The organism is Rhodococcus sp. IEGM 1241 (assembly GCF_033142365.1).
Taxonomy (GTDB): Bacteria; Actinomycetota; Actinomycetes; order Mycobacteriales; family Mycobacteriaceae; genus Rhodococcus_F; species Rhodococcus_F erythropolis.
Window position 1 is genome coordinate 373,173 of record NZ_JAWLSE010000006.1, and the last position, 26,207, is coordinate 399,379.

Annotated in this window: 26 protein-coding genes; 13 read left to right on the plus strand and 13 right to left on the minus strand. The window is 62.1% G+C overall.

Going from position 1 to position 26,207, the window contains the following annotated elements; genetic code table 11:
- Positions 1-18: 18 nt before the first annotated feature.
- The 3 genes from R4P70_RS25860 to R4P70_RS25870 all read right to left on the minus strand — a co-directional run bounded on the left by R4P70_RS25860 (position 19) and on the right by R4P70_RS25870 (position 3,235).
- A complete protein-coding gene (locus tag R4P70_RS25860; RefSeq protein ID WP_019746362.1) occupies positions 19-1,167 on the minus strand; it encodes an AI-2E family transporter in 1,149 nt (382 codons plus the stop codon).
- Positions 1,157-1,729, minus strand: coding sequence for an HdeD family acid-resistance protein (locus R4P70_RS25865; protein ID WP_019746361.1), 573 nt, complete (start codon positions 1,727-1,729; stop codon positions 1,157-1,159). The genes R4P70_RS25860 and R4P70_RS25865 overlap by 11 nt, the downstream gene beginning before the upstream one ends.
- Positions 1,730-1,885: 156 nt before the next feature.
- Positions 1,886-3,235, minus strand: coding sequence for a DUF1254 domain-containing protein (locus R4P70_RS25870; RefSeq protein ID WP_046377720.1), 1,350 nt, complete (start codon positions 3,233-3,235; stop codon positions 1,886-1,888).
- Positions 3,236-3,400: 165 nt separating this feature from the next.
- On the opposite strand from R4P70_RS25870, the gene R4P70_RS25875 reads away from it, so the two are divergent.
- A complete protein-coding gene (locus R4P70_RS25875) occupies positions 3,401-3,928 on the plus strand; it encodes a hypothetical protein (protein WP_019746359.1) in 528 nt (175 codons plus the stop codon).
- A 292-nt stretch (positions 3,929-4,220) separates the two neighbouring features.
- Positions 4,221-4,934: a TMEM165/GDT1 family protein gene (locus R4P70_RS25880; RefSeq protein ID WP_019746358.1), complete on the plus strand. Its 714-nt coding sequence runs from the start codon at positions 4,221-4,223 to the stop codon at positions 4,932-4,934.
- A 3-nt stretch (positions 4,935-4,937) separates the two neighbouring features.
- On the opposite strand, the gene R4P70_RS25885 is transcribed toward R4P70_RS25880, so the two are convergent.
- Positions 4,938-5,957 (minus strand): Lrp/AsnC family transcriptional regulator, encoded by a 1,020-nt coding sequence (locus tag R4P70_RS25885; protein WP_019746357.1) that lies wholly within the window; start codon positions 5,955-5,957, stop codon positions 4,938-4,940.
- A 99-nt stretch (positions 5,958-6,056) separates the two neighbouring features.
- On the opposite strand from R4P70_RS25885, the gene R4P70_RS25890 reads away from it, so the two are divergent.
- Genes R4P70_RS25890 through R4P70_RS25900 form a run of 3 tightly spaced genes read left to right on the plus strand, consistent with a single transcriptional unit; the run spans position 6,057 to position 10,040 of the window.
- Positions 6,057-7,265, plus strand: coding sequence for an MFS transporter (locus tag R4P70_RS25890; protein WP_020968083.1), 1,209 nt, complete (start codon positions 6,057-6,059; stop codon positions 7,263-7,265).
- A 27-nt stretch (positions 7,266-7,292) separates the two neighbouring features.
- Positions 7,293-8,555 (plus strand): amidohydrolase, encoded by a 1,263-nt coding sequence (locus tag R4P70_RS25895; protein ID WP_317832466.1) that lies wholly within the window; start codon positions 7,293-7,295, stop codon positions 8,553-8,555.
- 33 nt (positions 8,556-8,588) lie between these two features.
- Positions 8,589-10,040, plus strand: a complete 1,452-nt coding sequence (locus R4P70_RS25900; protein WP_317832468.1) for an amidase — start codon at positions 8,589-8,591, stop codon at positions 10,038-10,040.
- A gap of 12 nt (positions 10,041-10,052) precedes the next feature.
- On the opposite strand, the gene R4P70_RS25905 is transcribed toward R4P70_RS25900, so the two are convergent.
- The gene (locus tag R4P70_RS25905) at positions 10,053-11,066 is read right to left on the minus strand and encodes an ABC transporter substrate-binding protein (protein WP_019746353.1); all 1,014 of its coding nucleotides are present in this window, start codon (positions 11,064-11,066) and stop codon (positions 10,053-10,055) included.
- A gap of 152 nt (positions 11,067-11,218) precedes the next feature.
- On the opposite strand from R4P70_RS25905, the gene R4P70_RS25910 reads away from it, so the two are divergent.
- From R4P70_RS25910 to R4P70_RS25935, 6 genes are all read left to right on the plus strand, one after another.
- The gene (locus R4P70_RS25910; protein WP_198538398.1) at positions 11,219-12,109 is read left to right on the plus strand and encodes a helix-turn-helix domain-containing protein; all 891 of its coding nucleotides are present in this window, start codon (positions 11,219-11,221) and stop codon (positions 12,107-12,109) included.
- Positions 12,110-12,162: 53 nt separating this feature from the next.
- A complete protein-coding gene (locus R4P70_RS25915) occupies positions 12,163-13,134 on the plus strand; it encodes an ABC transporter substrate-binding protein (RefSeq protein ID WP_197941019.1) in 972 nt (323 codons plus the stop codon).
- A gap of 54 nt (positions 13,135-13,188) precedes the next feature.
- Positions 13,189-13,911, plus strand: coding sequence for a FadR/GntR family transcriptional regulator (locus R4P70_RS25920; protein WP_019746349.1), 723 nt, complete (start codon positions 13,189-13,191; stop codon positions 13,909-13,911).
- The gene (locus tag R4P70_RS25925) at positions 13,908-14,558 is read left to right on the plus strand and encodes a sterol desaturase family protein (protein WP_317832475.1); all 651 of its coding nucleotides are present in this window, start codon (positions 13,908-13,910) and stop codon (positions 14,556-14,558) included. The genes R4P70_RS25920 and R4P70_RS25925 overlap by 4 nt, the downstream gene beginning before the upstream one ends.
- Before the next feature lie 144 nt (positions 14,559-14,702).
- Entirely contained in the window at positions 14,703-14,861 is a 159-nt protein-coding gene (locus R4P70_RS25930; protein WP_020905720.1) for a hypothetical protein, read from the plus strand.
- A gap of 90 nt (positions 14,862-14,951) precedes the next feature.
- Positions 14,952-16,364, plus strand: a complete 1,413-nt coding sequence (locus R4P70_RS25935) for an amidase (protein ID WP_070796743.1) — start codon at positions 14,952-14,954, stop codon at positions 16,362-16,364.
- Positions 16,365-16,383: 19 nt separating this feature from the next.
- On the opposite strand, the gene R4P70_RS25940 is transcribed toward R4P70_RS25935, so the two are convergent.
- From R4P70_RS25940 to R4P70_RS25960, 5 genes are read right to left on the minus strand one after another with little or no spacing between them, the layout of a single operon-like run.
- Positions 16,384-18,582: an acyl-CoA dehydrogenase gene (locus tag R4P70_RS25940; protein WP_069146693.1), complete on the minus strand. Its 2,199-nt coding sequence runs from the start codon at positions 18,580-18,582 to the stop codon at positions 16,384-16,386.
- A gap of 4 nt (positions 18,583-18,586) precedes the next feature.
- Positions 18,587-19,453, minus strand: a complete 867-nt coding sequence (locus tag R4P70_RS25945; protein WP_197941017.1) for an SDR family oxidoreductase — start codon at positions 19,451-19,453, stop codon at positions 18,587-18,589.
- Between the two features lie 41 nt (positions 19,454-19,494).
- The gene (locus tag R4P70_RS25950) at positions 19,495-20,370 is read right to left on the minus strand and encodes a MaoC/PaaZ C-terminal domain-containing protein (RefSeq protein ID WP_317832480.1); all 876 of its coding nucleotides are present in this window, start codon (positions 20,368-20,370) and stop codon (positions 19,495-19,497) included.
- 7 nt (positions 20,371-20,377) lie between these two features.
- Positions 20,378-20,809, minus strand: a complete 432-nt coding sequence (locus tag R4P70_RS25955; protein ID WP_019746343.1) for an SRPBCC family protein — start codon at positions 20,807-20,809, stop codon at positions 20,378-20,380.
- A gap of 42 nt (positions 20,810-20,851) precedes the next feature.
- Positions 20,852-22,042 carry a lipid-transfer protein gene (locus R4P70_RS25960; RefSeq protein WP_317832482.1) on the minus strand — a complete coding sequence of 397 codons (1,191 nt, stop codon included), beginning with the start codon at positions 22,040-22,042 and terminating at the stop codon, positions 20,852-20,854.
- A gap of 102 nt (positions 22,043-22,144) precedes the next feature.
- Between R4P70_RS25960 and R4P70_RS25965 the strand changes: the two genes are divergently transcribed.
- Positions 22,145-22,828 carry a TetR/AcrR family transcriptional regulator gene (locus tag R4P70_RS25965; protein ID WP_020905717.1) on the plus strand — a complete coding sequence of 228 codons (684 nt, stop codon included), beginning with the start codon at positions 22,145-22,147 and terminating at the stop codon, positions 22,826-22,828.
- The gene (locus tag R4P70_RS25970) at positions 22,825-23,376 is read left to right on the plus strand and encodes a GNAT family N-acetyltransferase (RefSeq protein WP_317832484.1); all 552 of its coding nucleotides are present in this window, start codon (positions 22,825-22,827) and stop codon (positions 23,374-23,376) included. Before R4P70_RS25965 ends, R4P70_RS25970 begins: the two co-directional genes overlap by 4 nt.
- Here R4P70_RS25970 and R4P70_RS25975 read toward each other — a convergent pair.
- From R4P70_RS25975 to R4P70_RS25985, 3 genes are read right to left on the minus strand one after another with little or no spacing between them, the layout of a single operon-like run.
- On the minus strand, positions 23,354-24,811 hold the full coding sequence (locus R4P70_RS25975; protein WP_317832486.1) for an HNH endonuclease signature motif containing protein: 1,458 nt from the start codon (positions 24,809-24,811) through the stop codon (positions 23,354-23,356). The two genes, R4P70_RS25970 and R4P70_RS25975, sit on opposite strands and share 23 nt — an antisense overlap.
- Positions 24,812-24,846: 35 nt before the next feature.
- The gene (locus tag R4P70_RS25980) at positions 24,847-25,497 is read right to left on the minus strand and encodes a DUF6308 family protein (RefSeq protein WP_084325541.1); all 651 of its coding nucleotides are present in this window, start codon (positions 25,495-25,497) and stop codon (positions 24,847-24,849) included.
- Positions 25,490-26,080, minus strand: a complete 591-nt coding sequence (locus R4P70_RS25985; protein ID WP_029254163.1) for a hypothetical protein — start codon at positions 26,078-26,080, stop codon at positions 25,490-25,492. The genes R4P70_RS25980 and R4P70_RS25985 overlap by 8 nt, the downstream gene beginning before the upstream one ends.
- Between the last annotated feature and the right edge of the window lie 127 nt (positions 26,081-26,207).

Consider the following 26,207-nt stretch of genomic DNA (forward strand, 5'->3'; position numbering starts at 1 on the left):
TAGAAACACTGAGAAGTTCTAGGTGGGCGCCGGGGTCGGTTTCGCTTCTTCTTTCGGGTCTTCATCCGGTTCGGTTCGAGGACCACTGATCAGGATGTCCGCCCAGCGTGTGGCCGGGTCGATGTCGAGCAGGACGGCCTTCACCAGCAACGAGAGCGGAATCGCCAGCAATGCTCCGAGTGCTCCGAGAACCCACGCCCAGAAGACAAGCGAGAGGAAGGTCATCGTCACCGACAGCCCGACGGCGTCGCCGACGAACTTGGGTTGGATGATGGACTGGATCACGAAGTTGATGACGGAGTAGACGACGATCACCCACAGCATCAGCCACGGCCCGCCCTGCAGGAGTCCCAGGAGCGCCGGTGGGATGACGCCGATGACAAACCCGATGTTGGGGATGTAGTTGGTGATGAAGGACAGTAGCGCCCACAGGACGGGCAGCTGAATGCCCATCAGCCACAGCGCGCCACCGTCGAGTACCGCCACGATGAGGCCGAAGACCGTCGAGACGACCAGGTATTTGCGAGTGCCGGCGGCAAAGGTGGAGAGCGCGTAGGAGATTTCGGGACGTTGCTCCGACAGCACATTCAACCGTGAGCGGATACTCATGCCGTCGAAAGCCATGAACAGCAACAGCGCGAGGATGAACACCAGATCCGACAGAATGCCGAGCAGACCCTCCAGCCCACTTTCGAGTACGCCCACGACCTTCGTGAGATCGATACTGCTGAGTGTGCTTTGGATCTGTTCGGTGCTGACTCCGAAGTCGGCCAACTTGTCGCGGCCCTCGTTGAGGAGGTTGGTCATCTCCTCGGAGTATTGAGGCAGGATTGTCGCCAACTGGGCCGTCGACACGATCAACGACGCCGCCAACCCGAGCAGAATCAGGTACACGGTGACCAGTGAGCCGAGCATCCCGACCCACTTGGGCCACCCTCGGCGCTGTGACCAATCTTGAATGGGCTGAACGGCAATCGTCAGCACGAGGGCCAGGAATACCGGTCCGAGGATGCCGCCGAACACCTTCATTCCGCCGACGGCAACCACGGTGGCCGCGAGACCGAGCAGGACGATCAGACCGCGCGGGATCGACCAGTTCTCACTACCGGAAAGCGTGGGGATCGGAGCGGGAGCCGCGGCGGCCGGCTTGCCCTTCCTAGAGAACACCGGCTTCCTTTGCCCGGCTTCTGATCTGGAATGCGCCCACGATCATGAAGAGGCCGAACAAGATTGCGTACCAACCCAACAGCCAGATGAGGCTGATGATGCCTTCGCCTGGTGCGATCAGAAGGATGATGCCGAAGATGACCGCGAGCACCGACGCGGCGAGCAGCCATCCCCAACTGGATCCGGGCAGCGCTTTCATCTTGAAGGCGCCGACAATTCCGAAGATTCCGAACATGATGGCGTAGAAGGCAATTATGTACAGAAGTACCAGCGCCGTGATGCCTGGCCAGACCAGCGCGACGATACCGGCTCCCACCGAAACGACGCCGGTGAACACCCACCATCCCCACGAACTCAGGTGTTCGCGGTCCCGGATGGCTCGAACGAGCGTGATCAAGCCGTCGACAATGGAGTAGATACCGAACAGGAAAACCAAGGCCACCACGGTAATTCCCGGCCACACGAGCGCGATGATTCCGAAGATTACGCCGAAGATTCCGCGGATCAGGATCATCCACCAGATCTCTTTGCCGTACTGCACGAACGGATTCTGCGTGACCATCAGTAGCCTCCGAAGCAAGCGGGTGTCTCTGACCGATTCAACAGCTTTTCAAACAGGGCAATACCGACAGATCGTATGGCTATCGTGACCTTTCCGCCCATCGAAACGCGCGGCTGATACCGAGTTGTGCTCTTCGGGTACGAAGCGAGGGGACTTTCAGCCTGCTTCCCGAATACTTGCTTCCCGAATACCGGGCGCAGTCCACGATCCCGAAAGCACTGCAGCCTTCGGCCAGTACAGGCGCAGAAAGACGTTGAAGTCACCGGACGGAGCCGGCAGCCAGTTCCGCTCCTTCTCGCCACCAGGCGACTCGTGCTGGAGATAGATGTCCAACGAGCCGTCGTCGGCGAACACCAGATCACTTCGATCGCCGATGGCATATCGATCGATCGGGTTGTCCACGAAGTACTGTCGCTCGTTCATCATCGTGAGCGACCAAAATCCCTCGACCGGCGGGAGCTCGTCCTTCTCGAAATGAAGTACGTACTTCTTCTCACCGGTCAGAGGCTTACCGTCGACGTCGGTGGTGGCGTGCGGGTACACGGCATCTGCGTCGAGGTTGGCCCCGAAACCGAGCCAAACGATCAGAGCCCGCTGAGCGTAATGAGTCCCGTAATGCCCCAAGCCGCGGTGCATCGTCCAGCCGTTCTTCGGATTGCCTTCCGCCTCCTTGGCGATCTCGCTCAGCACGTCCATTCCGGTCCGCGCAGCCCGGTCGAGGGCATCACGCACCTCTTGCGGGCGTGACTTCCAGGGCAACGACGAGCCGATTCCGATGTCGGACAGCTGTTTCATCATCTCGGTATCCTCCGGACGCGGAGGATTGTCGTCGAGAAGTGCGTCGAGCGTGGTGAAGAAGGCCTCGCCGTCCATTGCGGCCACCTGGTCCACCGGCGGTGTGCGCGTGTCGACAGCAGAGTTCACCGGAACTTCTCCGGGCGTGTAGTCCTGCGGGTCACCCGTCCATTCCGACAGTGGTGTGAGTCGCGTCCGGTCCTGCAGGCTGTGCACTTCAGCCAGGTCCGTTCCCCCTGACGTCGCGTAGCGGGCGACTATCCAATTCATCGCCGTCGGCGACCGCAGCAGCGTCAAACCCTTGGGCACGTTGCCTTTCCAATTCGGTCCGGCCACCAGGTACGGCCCCCCGGTGCGTCCTACCGTCCGAGATCCCGGCACCGTGAAGACGTCGCTCCACGCGTCGAGGATGGGGACCAACCAGTACCGGGTGCCGAAGTCCGGCAGCGAGAGCACCTGCGGTTCCGTCGAGACGTCCAGCCACCCCGACGAGTAGAGAGTGTCCGCGTTCGGCGAGACGACATCGGTGAAGCTCGCGTCGGGCGTCGTACGCGCATAAGCGAACTGGTTGAGCGGGGCTTTCATCGCCACCGGGGTCGGCGTCGCCGTCATGACGTCACGCGATACCGCCGCAATCAACAGGGGATACCCGAAGATCCACGCCTGCGTTGCCAGGTCTTCTAGCCGAGAACGGTTCTTCGACAGAGTCATGCCTGCGCATACCACCGCTCTCACCAGCGCAAACCTGGCTGGCACTCTCCCTGTCTTGTGTGCCAGTACCGAATAGGTGCATATTTCGATTACCCAACGAGGTGTGCCGGACCGACGCATGCGCGTCAGACCGAGATTTGCCCCAGCACCGAGGGAGGAACAGAAATGAACAGAAACGAAGCAATAGGCATTTCTCCGTTCCAAGCCGCTGGGTCTTTGCAGGGTTTCGTCATTTCCGGCCGTTGGCCGGACACCACCCAGGAGTGGGCGCAGCTTCTCGCCCTGGCTGTCCGAGTGGCCTCGATGCCGGGATTGTTGCCGACGACGACGGTCTTCGGAGTGCGTGAGGACGTTCCCGAGGATCCGCAACCCGGCACCGTCGGTCTGGTGGTTGCCGAAGGTCCGGTGCTCGGCGATTTTGCACTGACACCCGGCCGTTTCTCCGACCATCAGCCGCCGGCACTGATCATGCTGCACCCGCCGTCGGAAACTACCCCCAGCCTGCCGGAATGCGAGGGAAGCGCGTCGGGGTGCGTACTACTGCCAGGACTTCCCTACCTGGGCTTGGAGCATCGTGCGGCCTGGGTGGAGGCAGAGCCGGACGGCACGGTCGTCTCCATGATCAGCCGCGTCGGCATCGATTTGATCAGCGATCCCGACACCGCTGTTTTGGCCATGCTCCTCGCTTCGTGACGGCCGCGGTAAGCGATAAGTTCGGACTCCCAAACTTGCTGTGCGCTTTGCCAATTCGAGCCGACCGCGCTAACGTGGGTAGCAACGAAGGGGAGTAGCCCCCAATCGCCTGTGTCGACATACTGGTTCGACGCGTTCCGCCTGGTGCGGATCGCGAAGCACCCGGCCTGGCGAACCGAAGGTCCTGTGGCCTCGGTGGGCGAGACCTTCGGCCGGACAAGCGCACTATGCGCCTGCCCAGGCCGGAGGCTCGCATTTTTCCTCCGACCTACACCGACCGGAGGAGTAAACCTTGCTTGCCGCAATACTTTTGAGTTTCGGCGTCATTTTCGTCGCTGAACTCGGCGACAAGTCGCAACTGATGGCAATGACGTTTGCCTTGCGATATCGCTGGTGGGTCGTCCTCGGCGGAATCACCGTCGCCACCACCCTTGTTCACCTTGTCTCGGTCGCCGTCGGCCACTACCTGGGCGTCGCACTCCCCACCGCTGCAATCTCCATCGTCGGCGGTATCGCGTTCCTGATCTTCGGCCTCTGGACCCTGCGCGGTGACGATCTCACCGACGACGAGCAGAACAAGGCCGGTCGCGTCACGCGATCCGCCTTCATCGCCGTCGCGTCGGCCTTCTTCCTGGCAGAACTCGGCGACAAGACCATGCTCGCCACCATCACCCTTGCGACCGACAACGACTGGATCGGCGTCTGGATCGGGTCGACGGTAGGCATGGTGGCGGCCGACGCTCTCGCCATCATCGTCGGCTCGGTACTGGGCAAGCACCTCCCGGACGGATTCATCAAGATCGGCGCCGCGGTGCTGTTCTTCGTCTTCGGTGTCTGGCTGCTGCTCGAGGGCATCTTCCCCGACTCGTCGGCCGGCATCATCGGCGGTGGCGTTGTCCTGGCAGTGTCCGTGCTGGGTGCGCTGGCTCGGATGATCTGGAAGCGCTCCCGTGCGACCGACTCCGATACACACCTCGTCGACGACAATCGGACGCCGATCGACTGACGCTCAACGAATAACGTCGCCGGCGCCCCAAATTGCGACCGGGACATGACCTTCCGCCACTCCGCTCGGTCCGAGTAGCTGCCCGAACCGCTTCATCGGGTACAGCGAGACACGTCGATCGAGGATCCGCACACTACCGATTCGGCGGAGTCGATCCTCGACGACAAGACTCTGCGCGAGGCTGCTCAGCCACACGCTGATCAACATGTTCGCTGTTCCGGTAGTCGCCACCAACAATCTGATCTCCGGCCAACTCGACACAAGATTGCCGAGTTCGTCGGTGGAACCGTCCACAGCGACATCGAAGATCACTTCGAACGGTGAACCGACAGCCTGTTGCGAGACATCGCAGCGGAAAATCAACTGTCGCGATGCAGTCAACTGGGCCAAGCGCCGTCGAATCGCAGTCTCGTTCGTTCCACAAATCGCGGCGAGACGCGCATAGCTGGCACGTCCGTCACGGCCGAGCGCCTCCAACAGGGCACCGTCGGACTCACGGAACACTGTCGGATCTGCCGGCGCCGCAGCGGTTGCCAGCTGAGCGCGACCTGCTTGCCCCAGAGCGCCCGGCTCCCAACTGAAGCCGTCTCGGTACACCTTCACCCCGACCCGGCTTCTGATCGACAAGATTCCGGGATCGGCAGCAAGGTGCTCACACACCAAGGCGTCCAAACTCTTCTGGTCGGCGGCCACAACTCCGACGAAGTACTCGTACTCACCTTCCGTCCTGGCCAACAGATAAGCGCAAGCCAGCTCACGTAACCGCTCCCCCACGTCGGCAACCGCATCCTGAGTCGTCCTGATCAGGAGATAGCCGAATATGTGGGTTCGACCGATTGCGACCGCGTTGACCCACGAATGACCGTTCGAGACGAGGCGACGCCACCGGCGGGCGATCGTCGTCGAATCCATGTCGAGTACCGAGGACAACTGCGTCCACGACGCGCGGGGGTTGAGTTGGAGTGCATTGATGATCTCCAGATCAGATTCCGCGATCACAAATGCGTCGGATTCCGGCTTCATCTGCCAAGTATTGCTGGATTACTGCATTCTGACCGGTGATCCCTGCCTGTTTGCCAAAGATATGTGAATCACTTCACAGGTTCACCACTTGGAGGCCCAGTGCTTCGCTCCACCAAAGTCACGGTCGCGCTGCTGTTCGTCGCCTACGCGATCGACTACATAGACCGGCTGGCGATCAACCTCGCCCTCCCTTTGCTCGGCGAGGAGTTCGATCTCGACTACTCCCAGCGTGGATTGATCATCTCCACGTTCTTCATTGCATACACACTGGCCCAACTGCCTGGTGGACTGCTCGCCGATCGATACGGCGCAGTCCGGATGGCTCTGATCGGGTTGGTGGCGTGGAGTGTCTTCACCGGCCTCACCGCCCTTGCGTGGTCGTTCGGGACGCTTCTGGTTGTTCGCTTTCTCTTCGGTCTCGCACAGGGCGTGTTTCCGGCAGCCGCAGTAAAGCTGGTTGCCGAACGCAGCATCCCGGAGCAACGTGCCACCGCAACCGGATGGATGAACAGTTCCAACGCCGTCGGTACGCTTCTCGCCATTGTCGTTGCGGCAGCGCTTCTCCCGTTGATCGGCTGGCGTGGGATGTTTCTGGCCGTCGCGGCGCTCGGCGTACTCTCGCTCGTCAGCATCAAGTTGTGGCTCCCGCCCGCACTTCCGGCGGAGATCGACCACGGTCCGGATTCCTCCTGGGACAACATGCGCACCGTACTTCGCTCCCGCGCGATGTGGCTCTTCGCCTTGATGTTCTTCGGCTACGACTTCGTGATCTGGGGGATGTCGTCCTGGGTTCCGTCCTACCTCCATGACGAACGTGGAATCGCCCTCTCGAGTGCGAGCCTCCTTCTCATCCCGGCAACCGTGGTGGCCGCCGTGACCACCGTCATCGGCGGCCGAATCTCGGATCGACTGGCAGGCAACAGCCGCATCGTCGTAGTGCCGTCCATGCTCGCGTGCATCGTGATGCTCGTTTCAGTTCCTTTCGCCTCCAACACGGCCTTGTTCGTCGTTCTCGTCACCCTCGGATCTGCCGCTGCCTCTTTCGCTTTCATGCCGTGTTTTGCACTCCCACTTCGTAGCCTGCCTTCTTCGGTGGTCGGAGCCGCCTCGTCGATGATCATTTTCGGCGGCATGGTCGCCGGGATTGTCGCGCCGCTGGTGTTCGGATTCATCGTGGACCATCTCTCCTGGTCAGCGGCATTCGTATCGCTCGCGCTCGGGCCCGTCGTGGCGATCATCGCGGTAATGGCAGCACCGCAGACCCGAGAAAAGATGCTGAACCTGGTGCAACTGAAGACCGCCAACTGATCATCACCAACCGAAAGAAGATCGACCATGAACCAACTGCTTTCGAATCTTGAATTCGGAGACCCGTCGCGGTTGCGAACCGTCGAGCCGCACTGGTTCGATCTGTACCGGGACCTGCACGCACACCCCGAGTTGTCCGGCAACGAAACTCGCACTGCCGCACTTGTTGCCGAAGAGCTTCGGCGGATCGGCGGCTGGGACGTCACGATCGGAGTCGGCGGCACGGGTGTCGTCGGTGTTCTCCAAGGGAGCAGCGGGCCGGTGATCCTGCTACGCGCCGACATGGACGCGTTGCCGGTCGCAGAAGACACCGGGTTGTCATACGCCTCCAAGACGGATGGCGTCATGCATGCGTGTGGCCACGACGTCCACGTCACCGCGCTACTTGCCACGTGCGCAGCACTTTCCGCGGATCCGACGTCGATCACCGGCACTGTTGTCGCGGTCTTCCAGCCTGCCGAGGAGACCGGGTCCGGCGCTCGTGCGATGGTCGACGACGGAATCTTCGACCGTTTCCCGCGACCGGACCTCTGCCTGGGACAACACGTGGGTCCGACTCCGGCTGGGATGCTGGTCAGCAAACCCGACATCTTGATGGCAGCATCCGACACGGTTCGAGTGGTTTTTCACGGCCGTGGTGGACATGCGTCATCGCCGTACGCGTGCATCGACCCCTTGTTGATGGCAGCATCTTTCGCGCTGCGCATTCAAAGTCTGGTCGCTCATGAAGCGGCAACCCCGACGGCACCCGTGCTCACGGTGGGGGCATTGCACGCCGGCACAGCTGCGAACATCATTGCCGACGACGCCGAACTACTACTCAGTCTGCGAACTTTCAGTGCATCGTCGCGAGAACACATGCTCGAATCTGTAGGCCGGATCGCTCGCGCAGAAGCGGACGGAGCAGGCGCCGCCGAAGCGCCGGACGTTCATGCGTACAACGGCTTTCCGGCCACGGTCAACACTCCGGACGCAACGTCCACGGTGATGTCCGACCTACGCCGGGCAGGATTGGGAATGCACACCCTGCCGCAACCGCTTTCAGGCAGCGAGGACTTCGGAGTCTTCGGCACTGCTGCCCAATGCCCCTCCGTATTCTGGCATTTCGGCGGGACGGCGCTTCGGAGTTTCGACGAAAGAGCTCTCGCCGCACTCGCCGAGGGACGGATTCCTCCCGGCACACCCTCGAATCACTCACCGCGCTTCGCGCCGGATCCGGCCGCGGCACTACCCGAAGGTGTCACGGCTATGACTGCGGCCGCACTGGGCGCCCTTGCGCGAAGCGCGTGATTCCTACACATACTTCTCCAGGGAGATAACGCCATGTCAGACGACCTGCATTACCTCAGCGCCACCGAAGCTATTGCACACTTTCGCACGCGAGAATTGTCTCCGGTCGAGCTGCTACAAGCAGTCGTCGACCGAACCCAGAAGTTCGAACCTCACATCAATGCCTTCACCGAAGAGATGTTCGAGGAGGCACTCATCGGCGCTCGGGAAGCTGAGAGCCGATATCTCGGCCACGGACCCGATCCGCGGCCGCTGGAGGGAATTCCGGTAGCTGCCAAGGAAAAACACGCTATTGCCGGAAAGTCTCTGACCGAAGGTTCGCTGGCGGCACGCGGAAACATCGCCCGCGAGAACGCACCGGTGATCGATCGAGTTCTGGCAGCAGGCGGCTTGATTCACGCACGCACCACGACGCCGGAGTTCTGTGTTGCGGCGTTCACGCACTCTCCACTGTGGGGCGTGACTCGCAATCCCTGGAACCTCGATTACAGTCCCGGCGGTTCATCCGGAGGCGCGGGCGCCGCCCTCGCTGCCGGAACTACCACTCTGGCAACAGCATCCGATATCGGCGGGTCGACGCGGGGCCCGGCAGGCTTCACCGGCACCGTCGGGCTCAAAGCGTCGTACGGCCGCATTCCCGGGGTCGCCCCGCTGTCCATGGATTCCTACCGTGGCGACGGTCCGATGGCCCGAACTGTCGACGACGCAATTCTTTTGGCCAACGTTCTGATCGGGCCGGATCCGCGTGACCATTCTTCCCTCAGGCCGGCGATCACGCTGCCACACGAGTACCCGTCGGTCGAGGGAATGCGCATTGCCCTGTGCGTGCGGCTCGGCGACTTCCCGATCGAGCCTGACATCGAGGCGAACACCCGGGCTCTCGCACAGTCGTTGGTCGATGCCGGCGCGATCGTCGAGGAGATCGAGTTGCCGTGGACTCGTGATTCGATGGCAGCAGCGGTGAAAGTCCATTTCGGAACGATCATGGGTGCATCCGTCGCGGAAGTTGCTCGCGTCCACGGTGATCTTCTTGCCGACTACACGCTCGACAACGTCGCGATCACGTCGAAGGGCGCTGCAGAAATGTCATTTCTGGACGGCCTTCGCAAAGAAACCCAGATGCAACGAGAGCTCGCCGAGGCGATGGCTCCATTCGATGCGCTGATCTGCCCGACTTCGGGCACCATCGCCTTCCCGGCAGGCGAGTCTTTGCTCGACGGCCTCACGGTTGCGGGCCAGCACGTGAACACCACCGCCGAAGCACTTCTCACGTTGCCGTTCAACGTCGCCAATCGGTGCCCCGTACTAGCGGTGCCCAGTGGACACGCACACAACGGCGTTCCCACGGGCGTCCAGATCGTCGGCCATACGTACGACGAACCGACCGTGTTCCGGATCGGCAAAGCACTGGAGAAGATCCGCCCGTGGGCATACACCGACCAGCATCAACCGAGGCTGGACGTGGTGGCGCCGGCTTCCTCTTGATTGCTGAGGAGATCAGAGCTTGGCTCTGATCTCCTCAGCAATCGGCTGGAACTGCTCGAGGAACGTCAGGGCCCAACCGAACGACGCGACGCCCTCGTAGTCGAACGAGTACACCTGATCGTTCTTGACGGCGCGCAGACGCTGGAAGATGGTGTCGTTCGCCAACTTCTCGTTGATGGGGCCCTTGCCACTGTTGGTGATGATGACGTCGGCTTCGTCGAGTAGCTCCAACTGCTCCTTCGGGAACCACTCGTTGCTGCCGGCAGGAATTGCGAGTGAGCGGTCGTTGAACTGGAACCCGGCCTCGCTGATGACCGTCGTCTGATACTTGGTCGGCGAGTACAGCGAGAAACCACTCTCCTCGAAGTACGTGGTGTAGACGACCTTCACCTTGCTCAACACGTCAGCATTGTCGCTGCGGAACTTCGCGATCCGCGCCTCGTACCGGTCTGCCAACTCTTGAACCTTCGCACTCTGGTTGAGTGCGTCCGCGACCCCGAGGGCGCGCTCCTTCCACGCGTACTGGCCGTCTTCGGCAAAAACTGCGGTCGGTGCAATCGACCGGATCTGCTCGTAAAGATCCGGGTTGTTCTCCGAAAGGAGGTTGGTCATCACGATCAAGTCGGGAGACAAAGCCGCTATCGCCTCGGCGTTGGGCTCGTACCAGCGTCCCACCTTCGGAAGAGACCGCAGGGCAGACGCATACGGTTCCGGGACACCGTCGGCGTTCTCGTAGTCCACCGGCAATCCGACGGGCGTGAATCCGGCGTCGAACATCGCGGGGCCCGTGTAGTAATCGGCGCTGACCACTCGCTGCGGGTTGGTGGGAACCTCCACCTGCCCCAGGGCCGTGTTGATGGTGCGCATCGAGCCCTCGGCCGATTCACTGGAGCTGGTTCCACAGGCCGTGAGCAATCCGATCCCCGCCAAGGCACCGGCCCCGAGGAAACCGCGTCGGGTAAGTGCTGCGGTGATGCGAGCGAACTCGGCATCGGTATCAGCGGTAGGCAAGAGAAGTGATGTCATGGGTTTCCTGACGGTATCCGAATTAGGGCTACCTAAAATTACTCTCACCTGCACTGTTACGGTGAAGCGTCATGGCCAACCACTGTTTCGATCGAGCCATCGATACGCGCACCCCCTCGGTCGACGGCCGGAAGCCGGTACGTTCTTGGTTCGTGACGCCTTCGCGACAGGACTTCCCCGGCATCATGTTGTGGGGAGCGCCGACCCTGGAACCGTCGACGTGGAACGAGCCGGTGTCCACCCCGAACCGGATCGTCGCGGAGCCGTGGTCCGTCAGCACCATCCGGTTCAAGAGCACGGCAACGGGCGTCTGGGATTTCCATACCCACCGCGAACATGAACTGCTGTGGTCGGCAGGTGGGACCGTCACCCTCGAAGCGTCCGAACACCTCTGGATGGTTCCGCCGATGCTCGGCATCTGGATTCCTGCCGGCACTGCGCACCGTGTCCGCTCCGACGACGGCGCCGTCATCTTCGCGACGTACCTGACGCCGGATCGAATCGACACCGATTGGGACTCGATAGTCGGCATACCCATGACCGGTGCACTTCGGGAGGTGTTGTTACACAACGAGAACAACGCCATGCCCGACCTGAAGCGACTACGGCTACAGCAGGTGGCAATCGACCTCATCCATCCCGTTCAGGCCGCGAGTCTCGACATTCCGTTGCCGAGAACGCCTGACCTTCTTTCGATTGCCCAGCAGATCATCGCCGATCCGGCGGACGACCGCACCACTTCCGACTGGGCTCGCACCATCGGCGTGAGTGGCCGGACCTTGATGCGCCGCTTCCAGGCCGACACCGGCACGACGCTCACTCAATGGCGAATTCTGGTGCGCGTCCGCGTTGCATTGATCGAGATTGCCGCAGGCAAACCTGTCGTCGCCGTGGCCCGCGGCCTCGGGTATGCCAACCCTGGAACATTCATCGACCTGTTCAGGCAGGTCATCGGCCACACCCCCGCCGCGTACTTCCGCTCGTTCTCACCTGTCATGAAACCGCATCAGAATGGCACCAAACCCGCACGGGTGACACGTTAGCGTTGTTAGGCAAGGCAAACCATGTTGCCCGAACACGTTGGAGAACACCACAGATGCACCACCGCCGCCGTTTTGCCAGGTCTATCGCGCTCGCGGTCGGCGCGATCCTGATCGGCACGCTCGCCTCGTGCAGCTCGTCCGACGACCAGCCCTCGCCTTCGGCCGAGACCATCGACTACAGCTTCGCGGGGTACTCCGCCCAGATACCTGCCGACCCGCAGCGAGTGGTTGTCATCGACTCCCGGACGTCCCTCGAGTTCGCACTTCTCGCCGATTACCCGATCGTCGCCCTCGATTACGACGAGTCGAGCCATCTCGCATCCAAGGTCCCTGCCGATGCGGGGCATCTGGGCGGCAATCTCAGTAAGGAGGACGTGCTGAGCTACAACCCGGACCTGATCCTCATCTCCGTCGGCTGGTACGAGAGCTACAAGTCACAGAACCTCACTTTCGAGGACGTCGCACCGGTTCTGGTGATCCAGGACGGCAGCTCGCCCGACAAGGAGACCGAATCACTCGGCGGGCCTCTGGGATTCATGGGCGAGCAACTGGCACTACTGGGCAAGACCGACGCCGCCTCGGCAGCACAGGCGCGGTACGAAGACGCTCTCGCCACTGCCCGCGACGACGTCGGTTCCGTCGCGCAGACCAAGACGATCGCCTTCGTATCGCTGATCGAGGACAAGTTCTTCGTGTTCAACACCCCGAACAACCTGACCGTCGACGTAGCGTCGTCACTCGGTTACACGATCTTGTCCAACGACGCGATCACCGCCGCTCAGTCGGCCGCGATCGGCGGCTACAGCGCCGAATTCGGTTGGGAGAATGCGGATGTGCTCGCCGACGCCGATGTCGTCGTCGCCCAGAATCTCGACTCCTGGCCGGGCAACCCGGCGTGGGATCGTGTTCCAGCCGTGGCCGCCGGCAATGTTGCACCGCTCGACTACGACGACAAGGTGGGATTCGCACTCACCTACACGGACTTCCTGAACAAGTTGGCGGACACCACTCGCAACCTGCAGTGACGCTAACTGGTCATACCACTTGACCTCTCACCAGTTAGCGTTTACGGTCGGTACATGTTCCAACCCGTTGCACGTACCTCCGCTTCCGGCGCAGTGTTCGACCAGATTTCAGTGAAAGTGCTGGCCGGAGAGTTGGCCGCGGGTGAGGCGCTACCCAGCGAGCGCAAGCTCGCCGAGGCATTCGGTGTCTCGCGGCCCGCAGTCCGCGAGGCAATTCAGAAGCTCGCCCAGGCCGGGCTCGTCGAGGTCCGCCAGGGCGAGTCCACGTCCGTGCGAGATTTCCGGCGCCAGGCCGGACCCGAACTTCTCCCCCAGTTGTTGGTTCGAGACGGCGTCCCCGACCTGACCGTGGTGCGCAGCGTCCTGGAAACTCGCGAGTTGATGGGACCGCAGATCGCGGTGCTGGCCGCCCGTCGCATCTCCGCGGAATCTGCCCGAGAACTCGACACGGCCGTGGATCAACTAGGCGCCACCGAAGATCCGGTAGAGCTGCAAGACCGCGCTCTGGCGTTCTGGGACGTCGTCGTCGACAGCGCGGATTCCATTGCCTTCCGTTTGATCTTCAACAGCCTGCGCGCTGCATACGAACCGGCCATGACTGCACTTGCCTCCGTCATGGTCGCCGAAGTCGGCCAGACTGACCTGTATCGAAAACTGGCCTCCGCCATCACTTCACACGACGAGTCAACTGCCGAGGCGTCAGCCGCACAGCTCCTTCACACCGGTACGACGGCAATCGGCGATGCTCTCACCTTCCTGGAAGGACTGAAACCATGAGCAAGCCTCTCACTCTGGCCGACGCAGCACGGACGTTCCGCAAGTCACCGACGCCGTGGATGATCGGCACCATGTTGGTGGTCGCCGCGGCAGCGCGCTTCACGCTGGGCAACTGGCAGATCACCGACGCCCTTGTTCCGCTCGTAATGCTTGCCGCATTTCCCTTCGTGGAGTGGATTATTCACGTCTTCGTTCTCCACTGGAAGCCGCGGACCATTGCCGGCGTCACCCTCGATTCACGCCTGGCGCGCAGCCATCGGGAGCACCATTTCGCCCCGCGAACCGTCTCACTCATCTTCATTCCGTGGCAGACGCTCCTGATCGTGATTCCCGTCCTGACTGCCGTCGCACTCCTGGCGTTTCCCCGCGTCGAACTCGGTCTGACCTTCCTGACCTGCATTTCCGTACTCGGTCTCGGCTACGAGTGGACTCATTTCCTCATCCACAGTGACTACAAGCCGAAAACTGCTCTCTACCGGTCGGTTTGGCGCAACCATCGCAACCATCACTTCAAGAACGAGCACTACTGGTTCACCGTCACCACCGCGGGAACGGCCGATCGCGTACTGGGCACGTACCCCGATCCCAAATCCGTCGAGACATCCCCGACAGCCAAGAACCTGCATGGCACCTCGTCGAAGCTGTGAAGAAACGCCGATTCCTGGCCCCTAGCTGGCAATGAACTTGAACTTGACTGTGTATCAGTGATTTTCGTTGAAACCCACCCGAACCGTGCTTAGTGTCGATGGAGTCAGAAGTTCGAAAAACGCTGTAACCGAAGGACGCAACACATGTTCAACGATGTATTCAACAACGTCATCCACCCGATGGTCACGAACTTCCAGCAGTTGGGTCCCCAGCAGTTCATTCCTCAGCAGTTCATCCCTCAGGGCCTGTTCCAGCAGGCACCGCAGGCAGCAGAGCAGGCTGTGACGATCTTCGGTAGCTGATACCGCAATCCACAGATAGCGCCACTCAGGGGTCGTCCGTCCAATATGCTGGACGGACGACCTAAGTGCCTCCGCCTGACAAGGATCCCCATGAGCCCCAACACCCCCGTCCACGCATTCACCGATGACGCCCTGGGCGATCTCGACGCCACCGGCGTCGCCGCCCGGATCGAATCAGGCGAGGTGACCGCACGGGAAGTCATGGAGGCGTCGATCGCGCGCGCCGAGGCAGTGCAGGGGCGATTGAACGGTCTGGCCTGCACAGATTTCGATCGCGCCCTTGCCAGGAGCAACCGGCCGGCCGCGGGCATCTTCGCCGGTGTGCCCACCGCGATCAAGGACAACACCGACAGCGCCGGCCTTCCCACCCAGCAGGGCAGCACCGCCTTCACAGCAGTCCCCGCCAAGGCTGACAGCGATTTCGCGAAGCAGTTCCTCTCCACCGGGGCCATTTCGATCGGCAAGACCCGACTGCCCGAGTTCGGATTCAGTGCGTCCACCGAGTACATGACGGAAGAACCCGTGCACAACCCGTGGAACCCGGCCTACTCGTCGGGCGCTTCCTCGGGTGGCGCTGCCGCACTGGTTGCTGCCGGAGTCCTCCCGATCGCGCACGCCAACGACGGTGGTGGATCGATTCGTATTCCCGCTGCTGCCTGCGGACTGGTCGGACTCAAACCCACTCGCGGCCGTACCATCGCCGATCCGGCCGACAAGTCGATGCCGATCCGGCTGATCTCTCAGGGCGCCGTCACCCGCACGGTTCGCGACACCGCACGATGGATGTCAGCGGCCGAAAGTTACTACCGCAATCCACGACTCGCACCGGTTCGTCTGATCGAAGGACCCAGCTCAACCCGCCTGCGCGTCGGCGTGATCACCGATTCCGTGACGGTCACCAAGACCGACGACGAGACACGCAAGTCCGTCGAAGCTACGGCTGAACTCCTTGCCGGCCTTGGCCATCACGTCGAGGACGCGGCATTGCCCGTCGGACCGGAATTCATCGACGACTTCAGCATCTACTGGGGCTTTTTGTCGTTTGCCATCTCCACCGGTGGCAAACAGATGCTCGGGCCCGACTTCGACAAGTCCGGCACCGACAATCTCACCAAGGGCCTGTACACGCTGTACCGGAAGAACCTGGTGAAGACGCCGCGCGTGCTCTACCGCCTGCGACGGCTCCAGCAGCAGTACAGCGCCATGTTCTTGAAGTACGACGTCGTGCTCTCGCCGGCTCTGGGGCACACCACCCCCGAGCTCGGATACCTCTCTCCCGCTCAGCCTTTCGAGGAGCTTTTCGACAAGTTGATCGCGTACACGTCGTTCACACCGCTCAACAACATCTCCGGTGGTCCCGCGATTTCGCTACCGATGCACCAGACCAGCAACGGTTTGCCGTTGGCTTCGCATTTCTCCGCCGATCTCGGCGACGAGCGCACACTCCTCGAATTGGCCTTCGAACTGGAAGAGGCTCAGCCCTGGAGAAGAATCCAGGACTGAGCCTCACCGGTAAATACCCTCAGTCTCGCGGCAATCCGAGCATGCGCTCACCGATCACGTTGAGTTGCACCTCGGTTGTGCCGCCGTAGATGGTGGTGGCACGGCCCGAAATGAGCTGCTCCATCGCCTTGTCGCTTGGCTGACCTGGGATGCTGACCGCTCCGGCAGCACCCAGTTCGGCGACGACGAACTCGGCGATCGACTGGCTGATCTTCATCGCCAACAGCTTGCCGACGCTCGACGTCGTACTCACGTCGATCCCCGAAAGTTGCTTGAGCACAACGCGGGAGCCGATGAGGTCGATCGCCTGACTCTCGGCAACCAGCTCGCCGACGCGGTAGCGCCCGATCGGGCTCAGGTCTGCCGACTTCGCGAACTTCAGTAGATCGGAGTCCGAGGCGTACGCCTCCATCTTCTGGCTCAGTGCGACGCGCTCGCCGGCCAGCGTCGTACGTGCGACGTTCCAGCCGTCGTTGACCTCGCCGACCACGTTCTCGTCGGGGATGAACACGTCGTCGAGGAACACCTCGTTGAACAACGCCGAACCCGTCATCTCACGCAGCGGGCGGACGGTGATGCCCGGTGTCGACATATCGAGCACGAAGTAGGTGATGCCCTGATGCTTCGGCTTGGTGGCGTCCGTACGGGCGATCAGCATTGCCCAGTCGGAGAACTGAGCAACCGTGGTCCAGATCTTCTGACCGGTGATCTTCCAACCGCCGTCGACCTTTTCGGCCTTCGTCGACAGTGATGCGAGGTCGGAACCCGCACCGGGCTCACTGAAGAGCTGGCACCACACCAGCTCACCCTGCAGGGTCGGTATTGCCAATTCCTGCTTCTGCTTGTCCGAACCATGCGCTACGACGGCCTGCACGGCCCAGGTGCCCATCAGGAGCTGCGGCATCGAGATACCCGCAGCCTTGATCTCCTGGGAGATGACGATCTGCTCTAGCGGAGCGGCGCTGCGCCCGTACGGCTTCGGCAGGTGAGGCTGAACCCAGCCACCGTCGCCGAGCGCGATCAGCTGGTCGTCCTCGTCGAGATCGACCAACTGGGCAAGCTCAGCCGCAATGTCTCCGCGGATCTCCTCTGCCTCGGGCGGCAGTTCGAGAACCGAAGCCCGGCTGACACCGTCAAGTGCCTGCTGCGCAACACGATTGGCGCGATCCTCGCGAGTACCGAGAATGCCGCGGATCGAGAGCGCGCGACGGTAGTACAGGTGGGCGTCGTGCTCCCACGTGAATCCGATGCCGCCGTGGACCTGCACACAATCCTGCGCTACCTGCACTGCGGCGTCCGGCACGATGACTGCGGCGATATCGGCGGCAAAATCTGCCGTGTCGTCGCCCTTGTCCAATGCGCTTGCCGCATCCCACACAACGGCGCGTGCCTGCTCGAGCGCAATGCCCATCTGCGCACACTTGTGCTTGACGCCCTGGAACTGGCCGATGGGTCGCCCGAACTGCACGCGTGTCTTGGCGTACTCCGACGCAGTGGAAACACACCAGGACATGACGCCGACGTCTTCGGCACCGAGAACGACTGCGGCAATGGACCGTACCCGCGCCTCGGTGAGACCGTCGAGTATCCGTTCGGCGCTGATCTGAACATTGTCAGCTTCGATCCGCGCACTGCCGCGCAGCACGTCGATGCTGTCCTGCACGGTGATCGCGACTGCGCTGCTCTCGAGCACCGCGTAGCGGACACCCTCGGGCAACTGGATCGGGACCAGCAACACGTCGGCGTGTTCACCACCGAGCACACCGTCGAGTGCGCCCGTGATCTTGTATCCGCCGTCCGACGACTCGGCCGTCAACGGTGCACCCAAGGCGACTGCTGCCGTACGACTTCCGTCGATCAGACCCGGCAGGAACTCGGGTCCCGCCTTGGAATCGGCGGCACCGAGAACGGCGCTTGCCAATACTGTCGGAACAAACGGGCCGGGAGAGACAGTGCGGCCCAATGCTTCCAGTGCCACCGCCAAGGTCAGCAGACCGGCGCCGTGACCACCTTGTTCTTCCGGAACCGCGAGCCCGAGAAGGTCTTGCCCGACCAGTGCCGTCCAGAACTCGGGGAACTTGTCCTCGGTCCTCGACTCCACCGCCGCGCGCACCTGCTCGGTGGTGATGGTGCGCTCGGCGAATGACCGCACCGAATCTGCGAGTGCGGTGTGCTCCTCACTCAGCCCGAGGCCGAGTTCGTATGCGTTGCGTGCCATGCGCTTACAGACGTTCTGCGAGGTCGGCGGTGGTCCAGGGACCCTCGCTCTCGATGGTGTTCACACCGTGCCAGCCGGCGAGTTCCGTGATGGCCCCACCCTGAACGGCATACACCTTGCCGGTCAGCTTGCAATCCGCTGCCGCAAGATAGGCCACCAGCGGGGAGATGTTGGACGGCGCAAACGCGTCGAACTCACCCTCGGGGACCTCGGCGGCGAACAACGCGCCCATACCGGGTGTCGCCAGCGTCAGCCGAGTACGCGCGATCGGCGCAATAGCGTTGACACGCACGCCGTATCGATCGAGCTCGTCAGCGGCCACCAGAGTCAGGGCTGCGATGCCCGCCTTGGCGGCGCCGTAGTTGCCCTGGCCCGCGTTGGGCATGAAGGTACCCGAAGCCGAAGCGGTGTTGATGACCGAAGCGTTGACGGTCTCGCCTGCCTTGCTCTGGTCCTTCCAGTACGCGGCAGCGTGGTGCAGCGTCGCTGCGTGACCCTTGAGGTGCACGGCAATGACTGCATCCCACTGGCTCTCGTCCATGCCGGCAATGAAGGCGTCACGGAGAATGCCCGCGTTGTTGACCAGTACGTCGAGTCGGCCGAACTCGCTGACGGCCTGCTTGACAAGGCCGTCGGCGCCGTCCCAGGTGGCGATGTTGTCGGTGTTGGCAACAGCCTTGCCGCCTGCAGCGACGATCTCGTCGACTACCTGCTGCGCGGGGCCGGCATCTGCACCGGAACCGTCGTTTGCTCCGCCGAGATCGTTGACCACGACGCTCGCACCCTCACGAGCGAAGAGCAGCGCATGCTCACGGCCGATGCCGCGTCCTGCTCCGGTGATGATCGCTACGCGACCGTCGAGACTTCCCATCAGTTCAGATTCCCATCAGTTCAGTTGTCGGACATGAAGACTCATTTGTCGGCGATGACCGCGAGGCCGTCCTTGATCACGAGGTCGCCGACCGCGCTGGTTTCGTACGAGTACGACGTGGCTCCGTCTGCCGAACCCGACTTGTGGAACGCCGTCTCGATGTCCTGTGTCGGGAGTACGGGTTTCGCGAATCGCACTGCGAGACGGCGCAACCGCTCGGTCTCGCCGCCTGCCAGTTCGGTCAGGGCTCCCCACGACGTGAACGCCATCGTGCACAGTCCGTGGTTGATGATTCCGGGGAGACCGGACATCCGAGCGATCTCCTCGTCGAGGTGAATCGGCATCGGATCGCCGGAAGCCGGTGAGTACCGGAATGTCTGGTCCTCGTCGATATGCTGGTTCACCACCGCTGCGGGACTACCAGCGCGAAGAGCGTCGTCGAATCGGTGTTCGGGAGCCTTCTCGCCAAGTCCGGGGCCCGCGTCGACCTTGCGGAAGAAGGCCGTCATCCACTGCTCGTTGACCAATTCACCCTTGTCGGTTTTGGTTTCGACGTAGATGACGACGGTGGATCCGTTGTCTCGGCCCTCGAATCCGATGGGCTTGGCACGAGCGACAAGGTGGTCACCGGGGTAGATCGGACGGTGGAACAGGAAGTCCTGCTCACCGTGAACGAGCTTCATCAGCAGTTCGACCGGCGCCACCGACAGCGCAGCGGGTGCCATCGACATGAAGACGGGTACCACCGCGAAGACCGGTGGAGCGATCTCGCCCTTCAGGTGTCGCTCGATGGGATCGTTGGTGGCAGCGGCGTATTCAGCGATGCGCTCGGCTGTCACCTCGAAGTGCTCCGGGTCGGTCCATACGTCCAGCCCGGACGTATCGAATTCGACCGCGTTGGTCTTCGGTGTCGTCATTGAGCCGTTACCCGACCAGCTCGGCGAACTTGGCCAGCGAGGCCTCGAGATCAGCCTTGGCGTTCTTGGCAACTGCCTTGCCGATCGGCCCGACGATCATGGTGCCCTTGAAGCTGGCGTCGACGGTTGCCTTCGAACCGGCACCGTCGGCCTCGACCGAGAGAACGAATTCGACGGTGACGCCGGCCATTCCGGTACCGGCAATCTTGACCATCTTCGGAACCTCGACCTCTTCGACGGTCCACTCGATCTTGTTTGCCATACCCATCACGGAGACGACCTCGGTGAACTTGGCGCCCAACGCAACCTGGGTGGGGAGTTCACTCTTCCAGCCCTGGTGAATGGTGAGCCACTCTTCCCAGCGAGACAGGTCGGAGAGCGCATCCCAGGTCTTCTCGGGGGATGCGGGCAGTACAGCGGAGACGGAAACGGAAGCCATGATGAAACTCCTAGTGGGTAGCTGGCGGGTTGTGGGTGTGATTCAGCGTGCGTAGGGCTTGTATGCGGTCACGACAACTGCGCCGCCGAGTCCGATGTTGTGCTGGAGAGCGACCTTCGCGCCGTCGACCTGACGCTTGTCGGCGGTTCCGCGGAGCTGCCAGGTGAGTTCGGCGCACTGGGCAAGGCCGGTTGCGCCGAGGGGGTGACCCTTGGAGATGAGGCCGCCGGACGGGTTGACCACCCAGCGTCCGCCGTAGGTGGTGTCGTCGGCGTCGACGAGCTTGCCGCCGTCACCTTCGGCGCACAGTCCGAGTGCCTCGTAGGTCAGCAACTCGTTGGTGGAGAAGCAGTCGTGGAGTTCGATGACGTCGACGTCATCGGCGGTGATCGCGGCCTGCGCGTATACCTTCTCAGCGGCCTTACGAGTCATGTCGGCGCCGACGAGGCTGATGGCGCTCTTGTCCTCGAAGGTGCTGTTCATGTCGGTGACCATGGCCTGTCCGACGATCTCGATCGCCTGAGCAGCGAGCCCGTGCTTCTCGACGAATGCTTCGCTGGCGATGATCGCCGCGCCGGATCCGTCCGAGGTAGGCGAGCACTGGAGCTTGGTGAGCGGCCCGTGGATCTGGCGTGCTTCGAGGATCTGCTCGAGGGTGTACTCGTCCTGGAACTGCGCGTACGGGTTGTTCAGTGAGTGCTTGTGGTTCTTGACGGCGATCTTCGCGAACTGCTCTGCAGTGGTTCCGAAGCGTTCCATGTGCTCGACGCCCGCGGCGCCGAACATGTACGGAGCGGGCGGCATCGCGAACTCCTGCAGCTCGGCGAGAGCGAGGAGGTGCCGCATGAGTGGCTGTTCACGGTCGTCGTAGGTGGACCCGAGGGACCCGGACTGCATCTTCTCGAAGCCCAGCGCCAGTGCGCAGTCGGCCTGACCGCTCTTGACTGCCTGCGTGGCGAGGTAGAGCGCGGTCGATCCCGTCGAACAGTTGTTGTTGACGTTGACGATGGGGATGCCCGTCAGACCCAGCTCGTAGACAGCCCGCTGACCTGCGGTGGACTCGCCGTAGACGTAGCCGACGTATGCCTGCTCGACCTCGGTGTAGTCGATACCCGCGTCTTCGAGCGCCTTGGTACCCGACTCGCGTGCCATGTCGGGGTAGTCCCACTCGCGGGCTCCCGGCTTCTCGAACTTCGTCATGCCGACGCCGACGACAAAAACCCTGTTACTCATTGCCACTCCTGAAGAGAACGGTATCTGTGTGTGACACGCTGTCCCACCAAAGTATGTGAGACATCTTGTCCAGTCAATGGCGGGGTGAGTATCGTTCGATTTATGACAAAAACAGCCGAGTCGGCGCAGCCCGACGGGCGCAGCACTCGCTGGAACGATCACAAGGAGCAGCGCAAAGCGCGGATCCTCGACGCAGCACTCGATGCAGTCAACGAAGGTGGCGCCGACGTCGGCGTCCAGCAGATCGCCGAGCGCGCCGACGTCCCCCGTTCCGTTGTCTACCGGATCTTCAAGGATCGAGCCGACCTCGACGAGCAGCTGCGAGTTCGCATCCTCGAGATGATGATGACCGACCTGACACCCACCCTCACGCCGCAGGGTACGGTCGGCGAGGCTATCTCACGGGCAGTCGAGACCTACCTCCAGTGGATTGTGAAATACCCACGACTGCACCACTTTTTAGGCAAGGGCTCGCCGAGTACGCGGGCAACCGGTTCGAAAGTGGTGACCGGAACCAAGACAGCCATCGCCGTCCAATTGGGGAACCTGTTGGGTGCGATCCTCGCCAGCCGCGGCAAATCGTCGAAGATGGCGGAGCCCTTGGCTTTCGGCGTCATCGGATTGGTCGACGTCAGCGTCAACCGTTGGCTCAGCCAGCCGGGTTCCGATGTGACCAGTGCGGAATTGGCCGAGTTTCTCGGGCGCTCCATCTGGCAGGTTCTGGACGGCAATCTTCGGAGCATCGGCGTCGACATAACTCTGTCGACTCCGATCGCCGACCTGTGACAGTTACCGAACTACCCTGGGCACTCGACGGACGTGGACTTCAACTGATCCGGGTTCCATCACTCGCCCTACATGCACTGGGTGAAGACAACGCTACTCTCGCAATGGAACTCGAACCCAACCTCCTGACCCCGTATCTCCTCGGCGAAGAATGCCAGGGCTTGTGGCGCTACCGGAGCACGCAGATAACCGGGAACCCACTCGACAGCGCGTGGATCACCCGCATCGCCGTCGATGCCCGCACCTCGACGCCGGTGGGGTTGGCCGGATTCCACGGTCGCCCCGATGCGCGCGGGATGGTGGAGATCGGATATCGCATCGACCCGGCATTCCGGCGACTGGGCTACGCACGAACTGCCCTCGAGATACTTCTCGACGTCGCGAGTCGCCAATCCGAAGTGCATATCGTTCGAGCGACCATCAGCCCGGACAACATCGCATCGCGAAATCTGATCAGCCAGTACGGTTTCAACGAAGTCGGTGAGCAGTGGGACGAAGAAGACGGTCTGGAGACCATCTTCGAAGTCAGCGCCTCTCCGGAACCGTGACAGCCGTCAACCCGCTGGTTTTATCGGTCCAGTGAATGGCACGATCCTCCAGCATTACCGGCGTCCACAACCTGTAGGTCTTCACCTGATGGTGATGACGACACAGGCATTGGAGGTTGCTCGCAATGGTCCACCCACCGCGTCTCGGATCGGAAGGATCGAACTCGGTGATGTGGTCGAGTTGGCACCTGCTCGCGGGCACCGAACAGCCAGGAAATCGGCAGTGACCGTCGACGGCCCGCACCAATGCGGCCAGAGCCGCTCCCGGAGCATAGGTCAGCGCGCCGGGAGGTGGATCGGGCTGGGCGCCATGCCCATCCGATCTTCGAACTATGTCCGGGGCTCGCGCGACCAACCGTTGCATCGCCCGAATCCGATCTCCGCAGCCTTTCGGTTCGCGACTCAGGCGATCACGTCGGGTGACAAGCGGCAGGACAGTCGGAGCATGTTGCCGACGCGGTCGATTCCCGGCGGCCTGAGAGCGAAAGTCGACAAACAGTGCCTGCCAAGTGGAATCGGCGGCAAGCTCGCGAGCAAAGTCGGGATCGATTGGCCCGTACCCGTCGATACTCGCGGGATCTGACGTCAACCCGAGGAGCGTCGCCAGATCGCACACGATGTGCAGCAACGGCTTCCGACGTGAGGGCGCAGTTGATCGACCTGATGGGGATGCTGCCTCGCACGTTTCGCTGCCACACTGGCAAGTCAGCCCGTTCTCACCGTGCAGGAGAGCAACCAGCGCGTCGGCCCGGCGCGTCGAGGCATTTCGTGGATCGTGGTTGCAGACGCTTCCGGCGGCCTCGTTGATCAGGCCAAGCGCTTCGACAGCCTCGTTCGCGCTGAGTGTTGCCTGCAACTGGGCGAGTCCGTGACGGTCTGCACGCGTGCGAACATCGCGGTGTTCCAGCATTTTCCGGCGACGTTCGGCGGCAGCGTCCGGATCGTAGGCAAAGAGCTGACGTTCAATGTCGCGCTCCAGTTGCCCGGGCGGAAGACGGTGCGCCGAGGCAAGTACCCGGCGCTCGAGTGCTGCGATCGCCTCGGGGTCGACCCCGGTGAGTCCGTCGACAATCTTGCGCACGCGCGCATAGTCCAGCTCGCCGGCAGCAAATGCGGCCTTGGTGAGCGGAAGGAACTCGCGCAAGGCGTCACCGATCTCGATGTGAACTTCGGCTGTGCGCCGCGAACACGTGAGCATGACCGCGATCTCGTTGCACGCGATCCGCCACGCCTTGTCGACATCACCGGACACGTCGAGTTCCGCATTGAATCTCGACTCCGACAACATGGATGCACCGAGCACCTTCTGTGCGGCCAGCATGTTCTCGCTCTGCGCCGTTGCAAAGAGCATGTCCGGCAGCACGAGTGGATCGACGACAGGACGGCCGTCATCTACGACTGCCCCCACACCGCCCGTCGATCCATTATCGAACATACATTCGACACTAGACCTGCCCACCGACAAGAAAGCTAGAGTGCCGGTTTGTATCCCTTACCCTGCATCCAGGCGAGCACATCCAGCACCCGGATCGCCGGAATGGCATCGTCCAGTCCGGCCCGAACTCGCAAGTCGAGCAATCGCACGTGTAATTCTCCGTCGTGCAAGGCCTCTCGTACCGGTTCCACATGGGCAGCCTTCGTTCCCAACTCCCGCCCGATGACGTCGTCGTAGATCGGGTAGAGCCGCGGACGCTTGCGTGCGATCAGTTTGGACGCCATGGTTCGCCCGACGCCGTGAATCTCTCGAAGCGCCGTCTCCAACCGCCACACCGGAGATTCCGGAGTGAAGGGATCGGGTTCGTTCGACAGATCGCGATCGGGGCCCACGTCGGCCAGGAGTCGGTTCAGTTCGGCATTGTTCTCCCCGAGTAGGAAGAAGGCCCCTTGCGCCGGAACCTGAACCGACAGAAGCGTCACCGCAACAAGATCTTCCGCGGTAAAGATGTTCGCATCACGATCGCGGTTGCCACTGGGATCCCAGGAATCCCACAGCGCACCGGTACGGAGATAGCCCGTCTTTCGGAGCGGCCTCGTGAAGTATTCCTGCAGCACGTCGACCGCGCCGGCATCGTCCCCGTCTCGCAGCACACGCGGGAGGCGGATGGGCAACTGATCAACCATGGTCGAGCGACCTTTCCAGTACATATTTGGCGAACCCGGAGTTGTGATATTGCCGAAATGGACCCTTGCCCTTGGCAACAAGATGCTCCGCGAGTGGACGAACCGTCGTCATGTCGACGGGCAGTTGAGCAAACTGCTCCAACGCATCCGAGTCCTCGAGGCTGCAGTCGATCACGGTCCCGTCGCCGTCGGCCGACGCCAACTCCGTGCGTCTGATGGCGACCAGATCGTGCTTGGCATCGAGTTCTTCGATGCTGCAGCCGGTTCGCGACTCCAATGCCGAACTGGATACGTACACGGACATGACGTGCTCGATCGGCTTACCGCCGACCAGATGGCACTCGACGCTCAGAATCTCCATCGGACCGATGTTGAGAGTGAACAAGCGATGGCGTTCCGCCGATCGATTTGTCGAAGGCAGGCAACTGATCGTCCACTGTTCGATCTCGACGGCGGCGGGCGCGTCGAACGCGTAGGAGAGAACCTCGGCAATCAGCTCGGCAAGATCTTCGAAGAGCGGGTCGCGCTGCAACCGCTCGAAATTCTCGACAGAAGCGGCGGGACGCACAGGCGCCTTGCTCACGCAGGTCCCCTCTCGTCCGGTGCTTTGCTCTCAGACCTCGCGTCCAAGGTACCCAGCCCGGCGCGGGTCTTGCGCGTTCGCCCTCACATACACCCTCGCGTTATGGTTCTCGACACGCACTACCGCC